Raw genomic sequence first — 16,594 nt, 5'->3', positions numbered from 1 at the left:
CTATGGTACAGAGGCAGGCAGTGACAAAGTCGATTAGAGTAGTTCCTGACCGCGATAGACACAAAAACAACAATAATCGTTAAAACTAGGGACATAACTATGAAAGCACGTACCTACCACATTCGCCCTTGTGCACTGGCCGTGGCCTCGGCACTGACTTTTGCTTCAAACGCCATGGCACAGCAAACCGATGCTGCTGCAGACCAACCTTCCAAAGGATTGGAGCGTATCGAAGTTACCGCACGTAAAAGTGTTGAATCGCTGCAGGAAGTGCCTGTTGCGATCACGTCCTTGGGCGCAGCGAAACTGGAAGAGGTAGGCACATCGGTGCTCACCGAAGTGGCGCAGTATTCACCCAACACCACCTTGCAAACCAGCCGTGGTACCAACTCAACCTTAACCGCCTTCATTCGCGGTGTGGGTCAGCAGGATCCGTTGTGGGGCTACGAGCCGGGTGTGGGCATCTACATTGATGACGTTTATGTTGCCCGTCCTCAGGGCGCGGTACTGGACTTACTGGATGTTCAGCGCATTGAAGTGCTGCGCGGTCCTCAGGGCACCCTGTACGGTAAAAATACCATCGGTGGTGCCGTTAAATATGTCACCAAGCCCATGTCCGGCGACCCGAGCCTGACGTTGCGCGCGACGGTGGGCAATTACGGTCAGAAAAACGTGAAAGTCACCGGCCAGTACCCGCTGGTAGAAGATACCCTGTACGTCGGGTTTGGTTACGCCAACCTGAATCGTGATGGTTATGGCGACTTTTTGCAGTCCGCACTGGACGGTCAGGATCGTGAAAACTACAACAAAGACCTTACCGCTGCCCGTATCACCCTCGAATTCACGCCCCGTGACGACCTGTTCTTCCGTCTGGCATGGGACAAAACTGACGATAAATCCAATGCCAAAGGCGGCTATCGGTTGTTGCCCAGTCTGTTGACCGATGCGCCGGTGCCAGACAGTAAGTTTGATTCTTACACCAGTTTGCCAACCTGGAACAAGGTGGAACTGGAAGGGATAAGCCTGTTGGCATCCTGGGATGTCAGCGATAATTTGACCCTTAAATACATTGGTTCGTCACGGGAAAGCTACTCGCCTACCAACATCGACTTTGATAACACGGCGATTGATATTTTCGACGTACCTGCCATCTATGACGATGAAAATACCACTCACGAACTGCAGGCCAATTATCTGGGCGATAACTTCAAGCTGGTCAGCGGTTTGTATTACTACGACGGCGAATCCTGCGGTCAGTTTGAAGCCATCCTGGGCTTCCTGGGACGGGCTGCGTTCGGTACGCCGGGCCTGACCCGTGAAGTGTCCGGTTGCAACAACAGTGAGAGTATTGCTGCCTATGCGCAGGCGTCTTTTGACGTTACCGACAAGCTCAGTCTTACCCTGGGTGCGCGATATACCGATGAAGAAAAGCAGGCAACCGTGTACAACGGTCTGATCTTCGACAATGTGTATCCTGAGTCCGGCTGGGTGCCCGGTTATACCCGTCCCGACGGCCAACTGGTTCCTCAGGTGCTGGGCACCGACACCGATGGTGATGGCGTGCTGGACGCACCGGCCAAAAAGAGCTGGAGTCGCCTGACCCCGCGCATTGGTGTTGAATATCAGGTCAACAATGACATGATGTTGTTCGCCAGTTACAGCCAAGGGTTTAAATCCGGTACCTTCAATCCCCGTGCAACCGAAAACGAGCCGGCGGTTGACCCGGAAGTGGTGGATTCCTTCGAAGTGGGTCTGAAGGCGGACTGGAATGACAGTCTGCGCACCAACATTACCCTGTTCCAGCTCGACCACAAAGACCGCCAGTACATTTCGGTGTTGCCGGGGGACAGTGCCACAGACCTGAACCAATATCTGGGCAACGTGGGTGAGTCGAATGCCAAAGGGGTTGAAGCAGAAATTACCTGGGCGGCTACCGATGATTTGACCTTTGATATCGCACTGGGCTTCATTGATGGTGAGTTTGAGGAAGTCATTGAGCAAACGGCGAATGGCCCAATCAACATTGCTGACCGTTTCTCCATCTCCAATACGCCGGATTACACCGCTAACATTGCCGCCAAATACCTGGTTGATGTGTCGGTCGGTGAGATGGTGTTGAGTGCCAACTATAGCTACCGTGATGACTACAGTCTGTTTGAGCAGGACAACCTGTTGAATCAGGACGGTTATGGACTGCTGAACCTAAGTGCGGTTTGGTACAGCGATGATGGCCATTGGCAGGTGGGTGTGCACGCCAAAAACCTGACTGATGAAGAGTATCTGGTCGGTGGTTACCAGTTCGTCACGCCGGATCCGACTGATCCGACCGACATCAGCAAATACACGCCAGGATTGGGCGGCGATAACACCCTGATTGGCTACTATGGCGATCCGCGTACGTTCCAGGTGACAGTGGGTTATACCTTCTGATCCACCTCCAGCATGAAGGCGGCGTAAGCCGCCTTTTTTTTGTCAAAACCATGGTATTATGCCAACGATGACAACCTCACTTAGAGCGGTAATGCGGTTATGACCACAGCTTCTGTGCGCGCCATCGTAGCGGATGATCACCCCTTGTTCCGAATCGCCCTTAAACAGGCGGTCGGGCAGGTGATCACGGCTGAGATTGCCGAGTCCTGTTCCCTGCAGGACACCATAGCGCTGCTTGCCCAACATCCGGATGTTGAATTGATTTTCCTGGATTTGAACATGCCGGGGAACGACGGTTTGGTTGGGCTGACAACACTGCGCAATGCCTATCCCGATGTTTTGGTCGTGATTGTGTCGGCTGAAGAGCGCCCACAACTGATCCATCGGGCCATTGCCCTGGGTGCCAGTGGGTATATTCCTAAATCCACGCCGTTGCCGGCGATTGCAGCGGCGGTTGAGCAGGTACTCGATGGAGAACAGTGGGTGCCCGCCGACATGGACATGACATCGGTGGATGACAACGAACAGCAGCGCGCGGATTTTGCCCGCAAACTGGCCCAGTTGACCCCTCACCAGTTTACGGTGCTGAAGATGATGGCAGACGGCTTGCTCAACAAACAGATTGCCTATGAACTGGGCGTCAAAGAGACCACCATTAAACAACACGGCTCAGCCATTCTGCGCAAGTTGAATGTGATAAACCGCACCCAGGCGGGGGTGCTGTTCAAACAAGCCATGGGCGCCGATGCCAACGAACCGTCCTGAGTCGCTGTGATTGGAAGACAAATCAGCCAACTGACGGTTTGGCGTGACCAACGGGGTGGGTGAAAGGCAGCTTTACTGATTTAATCGACCACCTGTATGTGGTTTCGTATCTCAGGGCCTGAATGACAACGTCCGTTTCCCCCCAGGTGGTGCAATTGCTCCAGCAAGGGCACTATCAGGCAGCGCGCACTGCCATCAGTGAAGAATACCAGCAACAAACCCGCTCAGTGGCGGTGTGTCTGTCACTGGCGGTTGCCTGTCGAGGCTGCGGCGACACGGATGCAGCGCTAAAAGCACTCGATGACGCGCTGGCACTGTCACCTCACGAGCTGACCGTGCTGATCCTCAAAGGCGACATCTATTACGATTGCGATCAACCTCGTCTGGCCATGCAATGTTACCGCTCGGCGCTGGCAGTCAGCCCCAAGCCAGGTGATTTACCCACGGATCTGCGCGCAGCGATTCAGCGCGTCTCTGAGCGGTATCAGCGTATTGCTGCAGCGATGGTGCGGCATATTGATGCGTCGATAGACACTGCCACCAATACCTTGCCCCGGTTTCAGCAAGCCTTGCGATTGTTGCGCGGAGAGGCGGAGATTTATCACTCTAAGCCGAGGGCTTTCTACTACCCGGGATTGCCTCATCGGCAGTTTTATCCCACTGACCATTTTGCCTGGGCAGACGAGCTGATGGCATCCACACCGCTGATCCACACCGAGCTGCAAGGTTTAGTGGATGACGATGGCTTTGAACCTTACATGCAAAAACACCAGCAGGGGCCGACCGGGCATGTGCATAGTTTGCTAGACAGCAACCGCTGGCAGGCATTGTTTCTGGTCAAAGACGGACAACCGGTCAGTCCGTATGCGGAATGCTGCCCTCACACCTTGCGCGCATTGGCGAAAGTGCCGTTGGCCGAGGTGCCGGGCAGGGATCCGATGGTGTTGTTTTCTCGTCTGGTCGGCGGCGGGCATATTCCGCCCCATCATGGCTTTTTTAACACCCGGCTGATCTGTCATCTGCCCCTTACCGTGCCAGGTGGCTGTCGTTTGCGGGTCGGCAATGAAACCCGTCAGTGGCAACCTGGACGATTACTGGTGTTTGATGACAGCATCGAGCACGAAGCCTGGAATGACAGTCACGAGCAGCGGGATATTCTGATCTTTGACATCTGGCATCCGGCCCTGCACGAACATGAACGCCATGCCATCAGTCAGTTGTATCAGGCGATTGATTCGTTTGACGGCTAGGGTCAGACGGCGGGTGCCTGTTTGGATTTACGCAGTTTTTCCAACGCCTTCATGATGTCCCGCCAGCTGACGATGCCGATAGGGTGACAATGGCGGTCAATGATCGGAATACACGAGATCGTGTGTCGGTTAAAGGTACTGACGGCATCAAAAATGGTCGCGTTGGCGGTCAGCGTGATCACATTTCGGGTCATGATGTGATGTGCCCGTTTGTTCAATGTGGCTAAATCCTTGGCCGTCGCCTGTTTGCTGGTCACGTTATAGCTGATGGCCTTGAGCAGATCCCGATCGGAAATCACCCCGGTCAGCACCTCACCGTCCACAACCAGTACGTGGTGAATGGAAGCTTTGTCAAAGATTTCTTTGACCACCGTCAGGCGATCGTCCATGGTGACGGTCACCAGGCGTGTGGTCATGATGTGCGACAATAACATGGTTGACCTACCTGGGCTGATGATACTTATTCAGCATATGCGTTGTTTTCGCTTAACGCCAATTGCTTACACAGGCGCTTAAATGCTGCGGGTTTCAAGGGTTTGGGTAAATAATGCAGATCCGCATTGGTCGCGGCACTGCGGATCGATTCTGTGCGATCCGCTGAGTTGAGGATGCCGGGCACCGGTAAATTAAATTTCCGGCGGATCACATCCGCAACCTCAACGCCGGTCTGGCCGTGATGCAGGTGGTAATCCAACAACATCAGATCGGGCGCGCCGGCTAGCTGTTGTGCTTCTTCAACTCCGCTGATGGCGGTTACCTGAGCCCCCCATTCCTGCAACAGTGCTGACACCGCGTTCAGGGTCTGGGGTTCGTTGTCGCACACCAGTATATGCACACCTGAAAGCCATTGTTTGTCGCCGCTATCACTTCTTACCACAACGGCCTGCGACACCGTCGTTTGGGCTTCACTGCGTGGCACACTGACGGCGAACAAGGTGCCGACATTGACCTGGCTGTGCAAGCGAAGGGGATGGCCGAGCAGTGCAGCGATTCGGTCAACAATGGTCAGTCCCAGGCCCAGTCCGGACTTGCCCTGTTGTGGATGCAACTGATTGAATTCTTTGAAAATCGCTTTCTGATCCCGTTCAGCAATGCCCGGGCCTGAATCGAGGACCTGAAATTCCACCGTGGTGGGGCGACGGCGCACACCAATCAGGACTTTGCCCGTTGCAGTGTAGCGAATTGCATTAGACAACAGGTTTTGCAGTACTCGTCGTAACAGCTTCTTATCTGAGCGTATCCAGACTGAGGTTGGTACCGCTTCCAGACACAGCCCTTTTTGCGCCGCGATCAAGCGGAACTCTTCGACCAGCGGTGAGAGGATATCCGTTGCGGCGAAGGACTGTATTTGTGGTACCAGCGCCCCAGACTCCAGCCGGGTCATATCCAGCAGCATCGACAAAAGCTCTTCAGCACTGTTGAGGGATTGGATCAGGTTGGCACTGAGGTCTTTGATGTCGGTGTTTTGTGCCCGCTGGGCAATCAGCGATGCAAACAGGCTGGCGGCATTAAAGGGTTGCATCAGATCATGGCCTGCGGCGGCCAGAAACTTGGTTTTGCTGTCATTGGCGGCATCCGCCGCCTGTTTGGCATCCGCCAGAAGGGCGTTGGTGCGCTGCAGCTCGTCGGTGCGCTGGGCGACCCGCTCTTCCAGGTGGGTTTTGGCGTCCTGTAACTGACGCTGGATGGTGATGTATTCGGTAATGTCACTGTAAGTGGTTACAAAACCGCCGCCCGGCAATGGACTGCCGTTAAGCTCGATCACCCGTCCGTCTTGCTGGTGTCGCAGGTATTTGTAGCGGCTGCCCTGTTTCAGGTAGGCAATCCGTTTGTCGATCTCCTGGTCGAGATCTTTCACATCACCGAGCATGCCGCGTTGTGCGTTAAAGGTCAGTAGTTCACGAATGGTCAGACCGACTTTGATAAAATCCCGTGGGTAATCGAACATCTCCACATAACGTTGATTCCATGCCAGCAGGGTCATGTCACGGTCAACCACGCTGATCCCTTGCTGGATATGTTCCACTGAAGATTGCAACAGCTCATGGTTAAACTGGAAGGTTTGACTGGCTTCTTCAACCAGTTCAACCAGTTCAGGCAGGGCGACCTGATCTTTTTCGGCCACCGCGGAAAGCAGAATGCGGGCACTGGCACGCCCCACCTGAGAGGCCAGTTCTCGTTCTGCCCGTTCCAGCAGTGCCGGACTTGCGTAGCCCTGGTTGTTGTCCGGTTGCACCCATTGATCGAGGTTGCGCTGGGCGGTGGGGTTTAACACCTTGTCGGTCAGGGCGAGCAGGGCGTTGATTTTGATCGCGCGGTAGTGTTGCGGGCCGGCGTCCAGGCCCGGATAAGCACTCGCCGGTCGGCGCCAGGAAAGCAACACCGACAACACCACAAAACACGCGGTGTTGACCAGTAAGCTCAACATAAAACCAAGACCCAGCGCCCAGTCGGTAGGCGGCGGATCGAAATAATAGCTGGATTTGATGCTGGGCCACAGCAACCAGTAAAACCAACAGACTGCGCCGGCCAGCAAGGATACCTGGGCGGCAATGCGGTGTCCCCGTTGCCAGTACAACCCCAGCAGAATGATGGGCAGGGTCTGGGCCAACAGAGCAGCAGCAATGATGCCACTTTTAACCAGCGGCGCACTCTGGCTGACATCGACGTGATAGAGGTACGCAATCCCCAGCACCAGTACCACGGTAATGCGCCGGATAAGCAGCAGGCTGGCAGGTTTGAGGGTATGCTGACGTCGTGTGCGCAAGTTAACCGTCAGCCACAATGGTGTGACCAGGTTATTTGAAATCATGATCCCGACCGCCAGTGTTGCGACAATGACCATGCTGGTGGCAGCGGACAAGCCGCCCAGAAAACCAATCAGGGTGACCATCGGGCTGTCTGCCGCAACGGGCAGCGCCAGGGTATAGATATCGGTGCTCACAGTACCGGGCGCAAACAGCAGGTGGCCTGCCAGCGCCAGTGGCAACACGAACAGGCTCATGGCCAGCAAATAGCCCGGGAACAACCAGCGGGCATGACGTAGCTCTTCGTCACCGTTGTTTTCGATGAAGTTGATGTGAAACTGTCTTGGCAGGCAGAACATCCCGGCAATGCCGAGCAGCACGTGGCTAATAAACACACCGATACCACTGTCAGCGGTTATGATGGTGCGGGCGTGTTGGTTAAGCTGCGCTTTGCCCAGCAAGTCAAACACCCCGTCAAACAAGCTGTAGCACACAAACAGGCCGACGATCACCAGGGCCGCCAGTTTGACCACAGACTCAAACGCAATGGTCAGCATCAGACCGGGGTGCTTGTCGGTCAGTGACATGGAGCGCGTACCGAACAGGATCGCGAACAATGCCATCAGTGCAGTGACATAAATGCCGATGTTGCCCGGCCAGGGATCATCGGCAGAGGTGATCAGCGCAAAGCTGCGACTGACCGCTCCTAACTGCAGTGCGATATAGGGCACAACCCCAAAGAAGCATAACACCGTCACCAGTGCCGCCAGTAAGTGGGATTTCTGGTATTGCAGGCCGATGAAGTCGGCCAGTGAACTGATGTTGTGACGCTGGCATATCTGGCTGATACGGCGTAAGGCGCTGAAACCAAACACCATCACCAGCGCAATGCCCAGGTAAGTAGGCACCACGGCCCAGCCATACAGGGCGGCCTGGGTTGTAGTACCAAAAAAGGCCCATGACGTGCATTGCACGCCGAGCGCAAGGCTGTACACGATAGGATGCTGCCGGTGCGTTGCCCCTTTGCGGTCGCCCCAGAAAGCGACCAGAAACAACATGCATAGGTATCCGAGCACTACCGCAGCTACGGTCCAGACGCTGAACATGGAAACCTCTAAATAAGCGTAATTTCAACACTTTACAGTGAAGTGCAGAGGAGTGAAAGAGGCGCTTAGTGAGGCCTGATGACAAAAAAATGAAATCTCCGTGAAAAAACTGGGGTTTTTAGCCTTGAAGCTGAAAAATCCAACCCCATAACTAGGCTCAACAACACATACCCCCCATGAATCAAAACGAGATGGAGTAGCGCATGAGTAACGATCAGCAGCCGCAATCACCGGATGCGAACGTTGAGGCCCAAGGGGCTGACGTGCAGGAACAGGTTGAGACAGAGCAAAGTGCCGAACAACTGCGTATTGCAGAATTGGAAGCGGCGCTGGCCAAAGCTGAAGCCACTGTAGAAGAGCAGAAAGACAGCGTATTACGTGCCCGTGCGGAGATGGAAAATGCCCGTCGCCGCGCAGACACTGAAGTGGAGAAGGCACGTAAGTTCGCATTGGAGCGTTTCGCCGGCGAATTGCTCACCGTGATTGATAACCTGGAGCGTGCTGTGCAAATGGCTGACCAGGACAATGAAGCGATCAAGCCGTTGGTTGAAGGTGTCGACATTACCCTTAAATCGTTTATCAGCACCATCGACAAGTTTGGTCTGAAAGCCATCGATCCTCAGGGTGAAATGTTCAATCCGGAATTGCATCAGGCGATGTCTCTTCAGGAGAGCGCAGACTGCGCGCCCAATACGGTGATGGCAGTGATGCAAAAAGGCTATGAGATTAACGGACGTTTGCTGCGCCCGGCCATGGTGATGGTGTCTCGGGCACCGGAAGGCGGCGTCGACACCGAAGCGTAAAAACACCGGTGGGGACGGGAATTTTTTTCACGAGATGGTTGAAAACCCCGTAAAAAACCCCACAAAGAGTACAGACATTATTTTGAACCGAATTTTTTGGAGACACGCAAATGGGTAAAATCATTGGTATCGATTTAGGTACAACGAATTCATGTGTCGCAGTATTGGAAGGCGACAAGGCGCGAGTGATCGAAAACGCAGAAGGCGATCGTACCACTCCCTCAATCATCGCATACACGAACGACGGCGAGACGTTGGTCGGTGCACCTGCGAAACGTCAGGCGGTAACGAACCCGCAAAACACACTGTTTGCCATCAAGCGTTTGATTGGCCGTCGTTTTGAAGACAAAGAAGTACAGCGCGACATCGACATCATGCCTTACGAAATCGTCAAGGCTGACAACGGTGATGCATGGGTGGGCGCCAAAGGCGAAAAAATGGCACCACCACAGGTTTCCGCTGAAGTGTTGAAAAAGATGAAGAAGACCGCTGAGGATTTCCTTGGTGAGCCAGTGACCGGTGCAGTAATCACTGTTCCTGCTTACTTCAACGACTCTCAGCGTCAGGCAACCAAAGATGCTGGTCGTATTGCCGGTCTGGAAGTGAAACGTATCATCAACGAGCCCACTGCGGCGGCGTTGGCCTACGGCATGGACAAGAAAAAAGGTGACAACATCGTGGCGGTTTATGACCTCGGTGGCGGTACCTTCGATATTTCCATCATTGAAATCGATGAAGTGGAAGGCGAGCACACCTTTGAAGTTCTGGCCACCAACGGTGATACCCACTTGGGTGGTGAAGACTTCGATAACCGTGTAATCACTTACCTGGTTGATGAATTCAAGAAGGACCAGGGTGTCGATCTGCGCAAAGATCCGCTGGCGATGCAGCGACTGAAAGAAGCCGGTGAGAAAGCCAAGATCGAGCTGTCGTCTGCACAGCAGACGGAAGTGAACTTGCCTTACATCACTGCTGATGCGTCAGGCCCTAAACACTTGACCATCAAGCTGACCCGCGCCAAGTTGGAGTCACTGGTGGAAGACATGGTCAAGCAATCTCTGGAGCCAGTGAAGCAGGCGTTGGCCGATGCTGATCTGTCGGTCGGTGATGTGCACGACATTATTCTGGTCGGTGGCCAGACGCGTATGCCGCTGGTACAGAAGTATGTGACGGAGTTCTTCGGTAAAGAGCCGCGTAAAGACGTTAACCCTGATGAAGCAGTTGCTGTTGGTGCAGCTATCCAGGGCGGTGTATTGGCCGGTGATGTAAAAGACGTACTGCTACTGGACGTAACACCACTGTCTCTGGGTATTGAAACCATGGGCGGTGTAATGACGGCGCTGATCGAGAAGAACACCACGATTCCGACCAAGAAGTCTCAGACCTTCTCAACGGCTGAAGACAATCAGTCGGCAGTAACCGTACACGTGTTGCAGGGTGAGCGTAAGCAAGCCACCGGCAACAAGTCTCTGGGTCAGTTCAACCTGGAAGGTATTCGCCCTGCACAGCGCGGTGTACCACAGATTGAAGTTACCTTTGACATCGATGCTGACGGTATCCTGCACGTATCTGCGAAAGATAAGGATACTGGCAAAGAGCAGAAGATCACTATTCAGGCGTCTTCTGGTCTGAGCGAGGACGAAATCGAGAAGATGGTCCAGGACGCCGAAGCGAACAAAGACGCTGACGCCAAGTTCGAGCAAATGATCCAGGCGCGCAACCAGGCTGACGGCATGATCCATGCGACTCGTAAGCAGGTTGAGGAAGCCGGTGATGAATTGCCTGCGGACGAAAAAGCCAAGATCGATGCGGCCATTGAAGAACTGGAAAGCGCCATCAAAGGTGAAGACAAAGAAGCCATCGAAGCCAAGACTCAGGCATTGATGGAAGCGTCTGCCAAATTGATGGAAATTGCCCAGGCGAAAGCTGCCCAAGGCGGCGCTGAGCAAGCTTCCGGTGCTGAATCTGGCGACAGCGCTGGCAAAGACGACGACGTTGTTGATGCCGAGTTCGAGGAAGTGAAAGACGACAAGAAATAAGGCCCGGCCTTTTTCTCTACCATGGCGCCTGTCTAACCCGCAGGCGCGAACTTGGGCGCAGCCGGATTTTCCTGTTTGCGCCCTTGTTGTTACGGGTTAAATGAATGAGATGTACCAGACTGCCCTTGGGGCAGCCACAGACTGCAAGGTAAGCGAGCGATATGTCGAAGCGAGACTATTATGAAGTGCTGGGCGTGGATAAAAGCGCCAGCGAGCGCGATATCAAAAAGGCCTACAAACGCCTCGCCATGAAATATCACCCTGATCGTACTCAGGGCGATAAGGCCATGGAAGAAAAGTTCAAAGAGGTTCAGGAAGCCTACGAAATCCTCACCGACTCGCAAAAACGTGCTGCTTATGATCAATACGGTCATGCCGGTGTTGATCCTAACCGTGGCGGTGGCTACGGCGGTGCTGGTGCAGACTTTGGCGACATCTTTGGCGATGTGTTCGGCGATATTTTTGGCGGCGGACGGGGACGTCAATCGCGGGCCCGTCAGGGTGCGGACCTGCGCTACAACCTGGAGCTAAGCCTGGAAGAGGCGGTACGGGGCAAAAACGTCGAAATTCGTGTACCGACGCTGGTCGAATGTGACGTGTGCGACGGTTCAGGCGCGAAAAAAGGCTCTTCACCAACGACCTGTCCAACCTGTCACGGCAATGGCCAGGTGCAAATGCGTCAGGGCTTCTTTGCGGTTCAGCAAACCTGTCCTACCTGTTCCGGACGGGGCAAAATCATCTCCGATCCGTGTAACAGTTGTCATGGTCAGGGACGCAAAGAAAAAACCAAAACCCTGTCTGTCAAAGTACCCGCAGGTGTCGACACCGGCGACCGTATTCGTTTGTCCGGCGAAGGTGAAGCCGGCGAAAACGGTGCACCGGCAGGGGATCTGTATGTGCAGGTACACGTTAAAGAGCACCCGATCTTCGTGCGCGATGCCAATAACCTCTACTGTGAGGTGCCGCTGAGCTTTACCCGTGCAGCCCTCGGTGGTGAAATTGAAGTGCCGACCCTGGATGGAAAAGTAAAACTGAAGATTACCCCGGAAACACAGACCGGGCGAATGTTCCGACTGCGTGGGAAAGGGGTAAAATCGGTGCGCAGTGGCAGCGTCGGTGACTTGATGTGCAAGGTAGTGGTGGAAACGCCGGTAAACCTCAATGCCCGTCAGAAAGAGTTGCTCGAAGAGCTGGAGACCTCCATGGGAAAAGGTGACGAAGCAGCCAAGTACCGTCCCAAGGAAAAAGGCTTTTTCGATGGTGTGAAGAAGTTTTTTGACGACCTTACAGGTTAATCACCTCGTATTGACAAAAAAACCGGGCACAAGCCCGGTTTTTTTGTGCACTGCCACAGCACTCAACACCCGCGGCAAGGCCTTTGCAGAACCCTGAACAGGGAGTAAACTGCTCCAATAATACGGCGCAGGAGTGATGTAATGGATATACATATTGAACCGGTGGATCAGCCCGATGTACGGGCTTTGTTAGAAGGCCACTTGGCCGACATGCGGGAAACGTCACCACCCGAAAGTGTCCATGCGCTGGATATTTCAGGTTTGCAGCAACCGGATATTACCTTCTGGGTCGCCCGTCGCCATGGCACGCTGTTGGGGTGCGCTGCACTCAAATCCCTGTCTGGTGAACACGCCGAAATCAAATCGATGCGTACCGCTGAACATGCCAGAGGGCAGGGCGTGGCGAGCGCGCTACTGGAAAACCTGATTGACCACGCCAGTAAACGGGGGATAAAACGGTTAAGTCTGGAAACGGGCTCGATGGCGTTTTTCGCCCCAGCAAGGGCGATGTATGCCAAATATGGATTTAGCCCCTGTGGTCCGTTCAGTCACTACAAACTGGATCCTAACAGTGTGTTTATGACCCGTGTGTTGACCGGCAAGGATGGCGAATAGTGCAACCGTCAGAGATCATCATTCAAACCGGTTATGAGCTGATGGATGTCGACAAAATCCATGCTTTTCTGCATCACCATAGCACCTGGGCGAAGGGCATACCGTTTCAGACAGTAGAGCGCGCGTTACAACATTCGTTGTGTTTCGGCGCGTTCTGTTCCTCTACTCACGTACAGACTGGCTTTTGTCGCTTGATCACCGATTATGCGACCTTTGCCAATCTGGTGGACGTGATCGTATGGCCACAATTTCGCGGGCAGGGGATCGCCTCACAGCTCATGGATGCGGTGGCTTGTCACCCTGATCTGCAAGGATTACGGCGTATCACCCTGGCCACCAGTGACGCCCATGGTTTGTATGCCAAACACGGTTTTACCCCACTATCAAAGCCTGACACATTCATGGAACGTTATGTTCCTGACATTTATCAGCAGCACGCCTTGTAACATTGACAGCTAAGCGTTTCCTCGGTTTACTGAGTTTATTACAAGTGTTTGTCATATCAGTAAAAAAAGGGGCTGCCGCATGAAATGGCCGTTACGCATCATACTCACCGTTTTACTGTTGTCGGTGGTTCTGTCAGGGGCGGCCTGGCTGACCCTCTATGGCAGCTTGCCCCAATTGGATGGTCAGGTGCATAGCGGTGCTATTCAGGCGCCGGTCAGCCTGTCACGGGATGTGCTTGGTCAGGCAGTCATCAAGGCTGAGAGTCGCACCGATGCAGCCTATGCCCTAGGTTTTGCCCATGCGCAGGACCGCTTATTTCAGATGGATTTGCAACGCCGCTCGGCGGCGGGGCGTTTGTCCGAGTGGGTCGGGGATGCAGCTCTGGCGATGGATAAGCGCGCCCGTTTTCATCAATTTGAGCAGCGGGCAATGGCAACGGTTAAAGGCTTGCCCGACTGGCAGCAGCAACTTCTGGTGCAATATGCACAAGGGGTGAATGATGCCATCGCGGCCATGACCACAAAGCCATTTGAATACTGGCTGCTCGGCGCTCAGGTACCCCACTGGCAACCCCTGGATAGCGTGTTGGTTGCCTACAGTATGTACATGGACTTGCAACACAATCAGGTGCTGCGGGATCTCGCGTTGACACGGGTTGCCCGCCATTTTGGCCCACAGATGGTTGATTTTCTGTTGCAGCCCAGTCCGTACCAGGCTGCTCTGGATGGCAGTGAGCAGGCACAGTCTGTTGATATTCCTTCTTTGCCACCCGGCGCGCAGATGACGGCGATGGTATTATCTGAGCCGCCCGATATCGGCAGCAACAATTGGGCGGTGACCGGTGCGCGTACCAACAGTGACAGCGCAATGCTGGCCAATGACATGCATCTGGGACTGCGGGTACCGCTTATCTGGTACCGGACACAACTGAATTATCGTCAACAGGAGCAACCGGTCAGCCTGACAGGTGTGTCCTTGCCCGGTATGCCCGGTATTGTGGTCGGGACGAATGGATACATTGCCTGGGGTTTTACCAATTCCAACCTGGACAACACTGACTGGGTACTGCTCGATGAAGACACCCAGACCACGGTGGTGGAAGAGGAGATTATCAGCACCGAAGGCTCACACCGTTTCGCCATTGAATTAAGTGATGCCGGACCGGTCAAGTCAGTGCAGGGAAGTCGCTACGCGTTACGTTGGACCGCACACATGCCTTATGCGGTGGATTTGGACATTGTTCAACTCGATACGCTACAGCGGGTAGAAGATGCAATACCGGTAGTTCAGCAGATGGGGATCCCGGTACAAAATGCGTTGCTGGTGGATGCCAGCGGCAACGCTGCCTGGACCCCCGGCGGTGCGGTAACCGCGCGGCCATTGCCCAGTGATCAGGCCATTGATTCAGACCAACTCAGTCCGCTGTGGGTACATCAGGAAACCGATCTTCCGGTGGTGCTGAACCCTGAGCATGGCCGTTTATGGACTGCCAACGCGCGGGTAATTTCCACTGCCGATCTAGCCCGTTTCGGTGACGGCGGCTATGCCGTCGGTGCCCGGGCTTCGCAGATCAGAGACCGCTTGTTTGAAGCCGAGCAATTTGATGAACAACGCTTCTATGCCATTCAGCTTGATAACGAAGCGCGGTTCATGCGCTACTGGCACAGTGTATTGCTCGATGTACTGGAACAGTCGCCAGATAAACATGACGTCGCCCGACAACAGGTCATGGACTGGCAGGGCTGTGCCTGTGCCGACTCCGTTGGGTACACGCTGGTGCGGCGTTTCCGTGCTAATGTGATTGCGGCGCTGATGTCGCCATTGGCGTCGACAGTGAATGCCGAGGGAGTATCGTTTCGGCCACTGATGCGTCATGTCGAACCTGCCGTGCGACAATTGTTGCAACAACGGCCTGAGGACTGGTTACGATTGCCACAAACCGACTGGCAAGGTTTCTTGCTGGCTAAGTTTGAGCAGGCCATGAATGAGCTGCAGGCCCAGCACGGTAACGACCCGACCCTGAACAACCTACGCTGGGGAACGGTAAATGCCCTTGCGATCACCCATCCCTTTGCGGCCCAGATCCCGTGGTTGGGTGAACATCTGAACATGCCCGTGGTGGACAGTTTTGGGGATAGCTTTGTGCCGGCGGTGCAGGCGCCGACATTCGGTGCCTCGCAACGGTTATTTGTGCGTCCCGGTGATCTCGATAAGGCGATACTGGTGCTACCTGGCGGGCAGTCCGGGCATCCGCTGTCTGACTTTTATCGCGCCGGGTTTGATGATTTTGCCCGACATCAATCAACGCCGCTGTTGCCTCAGGATATCCAGCATACGCTGCGGTTGATACCGCAGCCTGCTAACTAGACAGCGTAGGGTTTTCGGCACACCAGATAAAGCGCTTTGCGCGAGGTAGGTTGAAACTCGGACTCGATGACAAAACCTGCGGCTTGCAGGGCGCTTTTCAATTCAGATGCACTGAACACGCGGAGTTTCGGCAGTAATCCGAGCCATTCTCCCAGTGGCCCAATCCAGCGAAAAATCGGCATGATGTCAGCAATGCAGGGGGTGTTGGAAATAAACACCCCGCCAGGCGGCAGCCAGTCGTAGATGCGAGCAATGAGGGTTTCCTTGCCCTCCACCAGATGCAACAGACTGTGTGCCATGATCACATCAAACCGGCAATCGGGTTGAAAGGTGCTGGCATCTGCACATTCAAAGGTAATATTGGAACAGTTCTGCTGTGCTGCCTTCTGTTTGGCAATCGCCAGCATGCTGGGAGAAAAATCAGTCGCGACCAGGTGTTTTACCTTCGGGGCATGGTGCAGGGCGGTTGACCCTGTGCCACAACCAAGCTCCAGCAACGACGTTTCCGGGCTCAGATAACCCTCGGATATTGCCAGTTTGGCTTGGTAGCCGGCTAAATCATCCACCGGTCTGGCCGCATATCGCGGCGCTATTTTATCCCAGAAGCGCGCGGTTTTGCTCAGCATGTGTTGTCCCTCTCCATGATAGGTGCCGGGCACCTTTAAGGTTGATAGGGTCGATTTTAACTATACAAATATGTATATTGAACAGCGGTAATTTGTTAGCAGGT

Annotated in this window: 12 protein-coding genes; 9 read left to right on the top strand and 3 right to left on the bottom strand. The window is 54.3% G+C overall.

The window, feature by feature from the left end; all coding sequences use genetic code 11:
- The first annotated feature begins 99 nt into the window (after positions 1 to 99).
- The 3 genes from LJ739_RS07335 to LJ739_RS07325 all read left to right on the top strand — a co-directional run bounded on the left by LJ739_RS07335 (position 100) and on the right by LJ739_RS07325 (position 4,445).
- Entirely contained in the window at positions 100 to 2,430 is a 2,331-nt protein-coding gene (locus tag LJ739_RS07335; RefSeq protein ID WP_229158660.1) for a TonB-dependent receptor, read from the top strand.
- A 99-nt stretch (positions 2,431 to 2,529) separates the two neighbouring features.
- Entirely contained in the window at positions 2,530 to 3,195 is a 666-nt protein-coding gene (locus tag LJ739_RS07330; RefSeq protein WP_229158658.1) for a response regulator, read from the top strand.
- A 122-nt stretch (positions 3,196 to 3,317) separates the two neighbouring features.
- Positions 3,318 to 4,445 carry an aspartyl/asparaginyl beta-hydroxylase domain-containing protein gene (locus tag LJ739_RS07325; protein ID WP_229158649.1) on the top strand — a complete coding sequence of 376 codons (1,128 nt, stop codon included), beginning with the start codon at positions 3,318 to 3,320 and terminating at the stop codon, positions 4,443 to 4,445.
- Positions 4,446 to 4,447: 2 nt separating this feature from the next.
- Here the strand turns inward: LJ739_RS07325 and LJ739_RS07320 are convergent, their stop codons facing one another.
- Positions 4,448 to 4,879, bottom strand: coding sequence for a CBS domain-containing protein (locus LJ739_RS07320; protein ID WP_229158647.1), 432 nt, complete (start codon positions 4,877 to 4,879; stop codon positions 4,448 to 4,450).
- 26 nt (positions 4,880 to 4,905) lie between these two features.
- Positions 4,906 to 8,298, bottom strand: a complete 3,393-nt coding sequence (locus tag LJ739_RS07315; protein ID WP_229158645.1) for a PAS domain-containing hybrid sensor histidine kinase/response regulator — start codon at positions 8,296 to 8,298, stop codon at positions 4,906 to 4,908.
- Between the two features lie 203 nt (positions 8,299 to 8,501).
- On the opposite strand from LJ739_RS07315, the gene grpE reads away from it, so the two are divergent.
- From grpE to LJ739_RS07285, 6 genes are all read left to right on the top strand, one after another.
- The gene (grpE, locus tag LJ739_RS07310; RefSeq protein ID WP_229158643.1) at positions 8,502 to 9,101 is read left to right on the top strand and encodes a nucleotide exchange factor GrpE; all 600 of its coding nucleotides are present in this window, start codon (positions 8,502 to 8,504) and stop codon (positions 9,099 to 9,101) included.
- A 110-nt stretch (positions 9,102 to 9,211) separates the two neighbouring features.
- Positions 9,212 to 11,140, top strand: a complete 1,929-nt coding sequence (dnaK, locus tag LJ739_RS07305; RefSeq protein ID WP_229158641.1) for a molecular chaperone DnaK — start codon at positions 9,212 to 9,214, stop codon at positions 11,138 to 11,140.
- A gap of 161 nt (positions 11,141 to 11,301) precedes the next feature.
- Complete coding sequence (dnaJ, locus tag LJ739_RS07300) at positions 11,302 to 12,435, top strand: molecular chaperone DnaJ (RefSeq protein ID WP_229158639.1); 1,134 nt, start codon at positions 11,302 to 11,304, stop codon at positions 12,433 to 12,435.
- A 141-nt stretch (positions 12,436 to 12,576) separates the two neighbouring features.
- The gene (locus tag LJ739_RS07295; protein WP_229158637.1) at positions 12,577 to 13,050 is read left to right on the top strand and encodes a GNAT family N-acetyltransferase; all 474 of its coding nucleotides are present in this window, start codon (positions 12,577 to 12,579) and stop codon (positions 13,048 to 13,050) included.
- On the top strand, positions 13,050 to 13,496 hold the full coding sequence (locus tag LJ739_RS07290; RefSeq protein ID WP_229158635.1) for a GNAT family N-acetyltransferase: 447 nt from the start codon (positions 13,050 to 13,052) through the stop codon (positions 13,494 to 13,496). Before LJ739_RS07295 ends, LJ739_RS07290 begins: the two co-directional genes overlap by 1 nt.
- 79 nt (positions 13,497 to 13,575) lie before the next feature.
- Positions 13,576 to 15,864, top strand: coding sequence for a penicillin acylase family protein (locus LJ739_RS07285; protein WP_229158633.1), 2,289 nt, complete (start codon positions 13,576 to 13,578; stop codon positions 15,862 to 15,864).
- Here the strand turns inward: LJ739_RS07285 and LJ739_RS07280 are convergent.
- Complete coding sequence (locus LJ739_RS07280; RefSeq protein WP_229158631.1) at positions 15,861 to 16,490, bottom strand: class I SAM-dependent methyltransferase; 630 nt, start codon at positions 16,488 to 16,490, stop codon at positions 15,861 to 15,863. The genes LJ739_RS07285 and LJ739_RS07280 overlap by 4 nt on opposite strands.
- Positions 16,491 to 16,594 lie beyond the last annotated feature (104 nt).

The sequence above is a fragment of the Fluctibacter halophilus genome, from assembly GCF_020687825.1.
Classification (GTDB): domain Bacteria; phylum Pseudomonadota; class Gammaproteobacteria; order Enterobacterales; family Alteromonadaceae; genus Fluctibacter; species Fluctibacter halophilus.
This window is presented reverse-complemented; position numbering and strand designations above follow the sequence as displayed.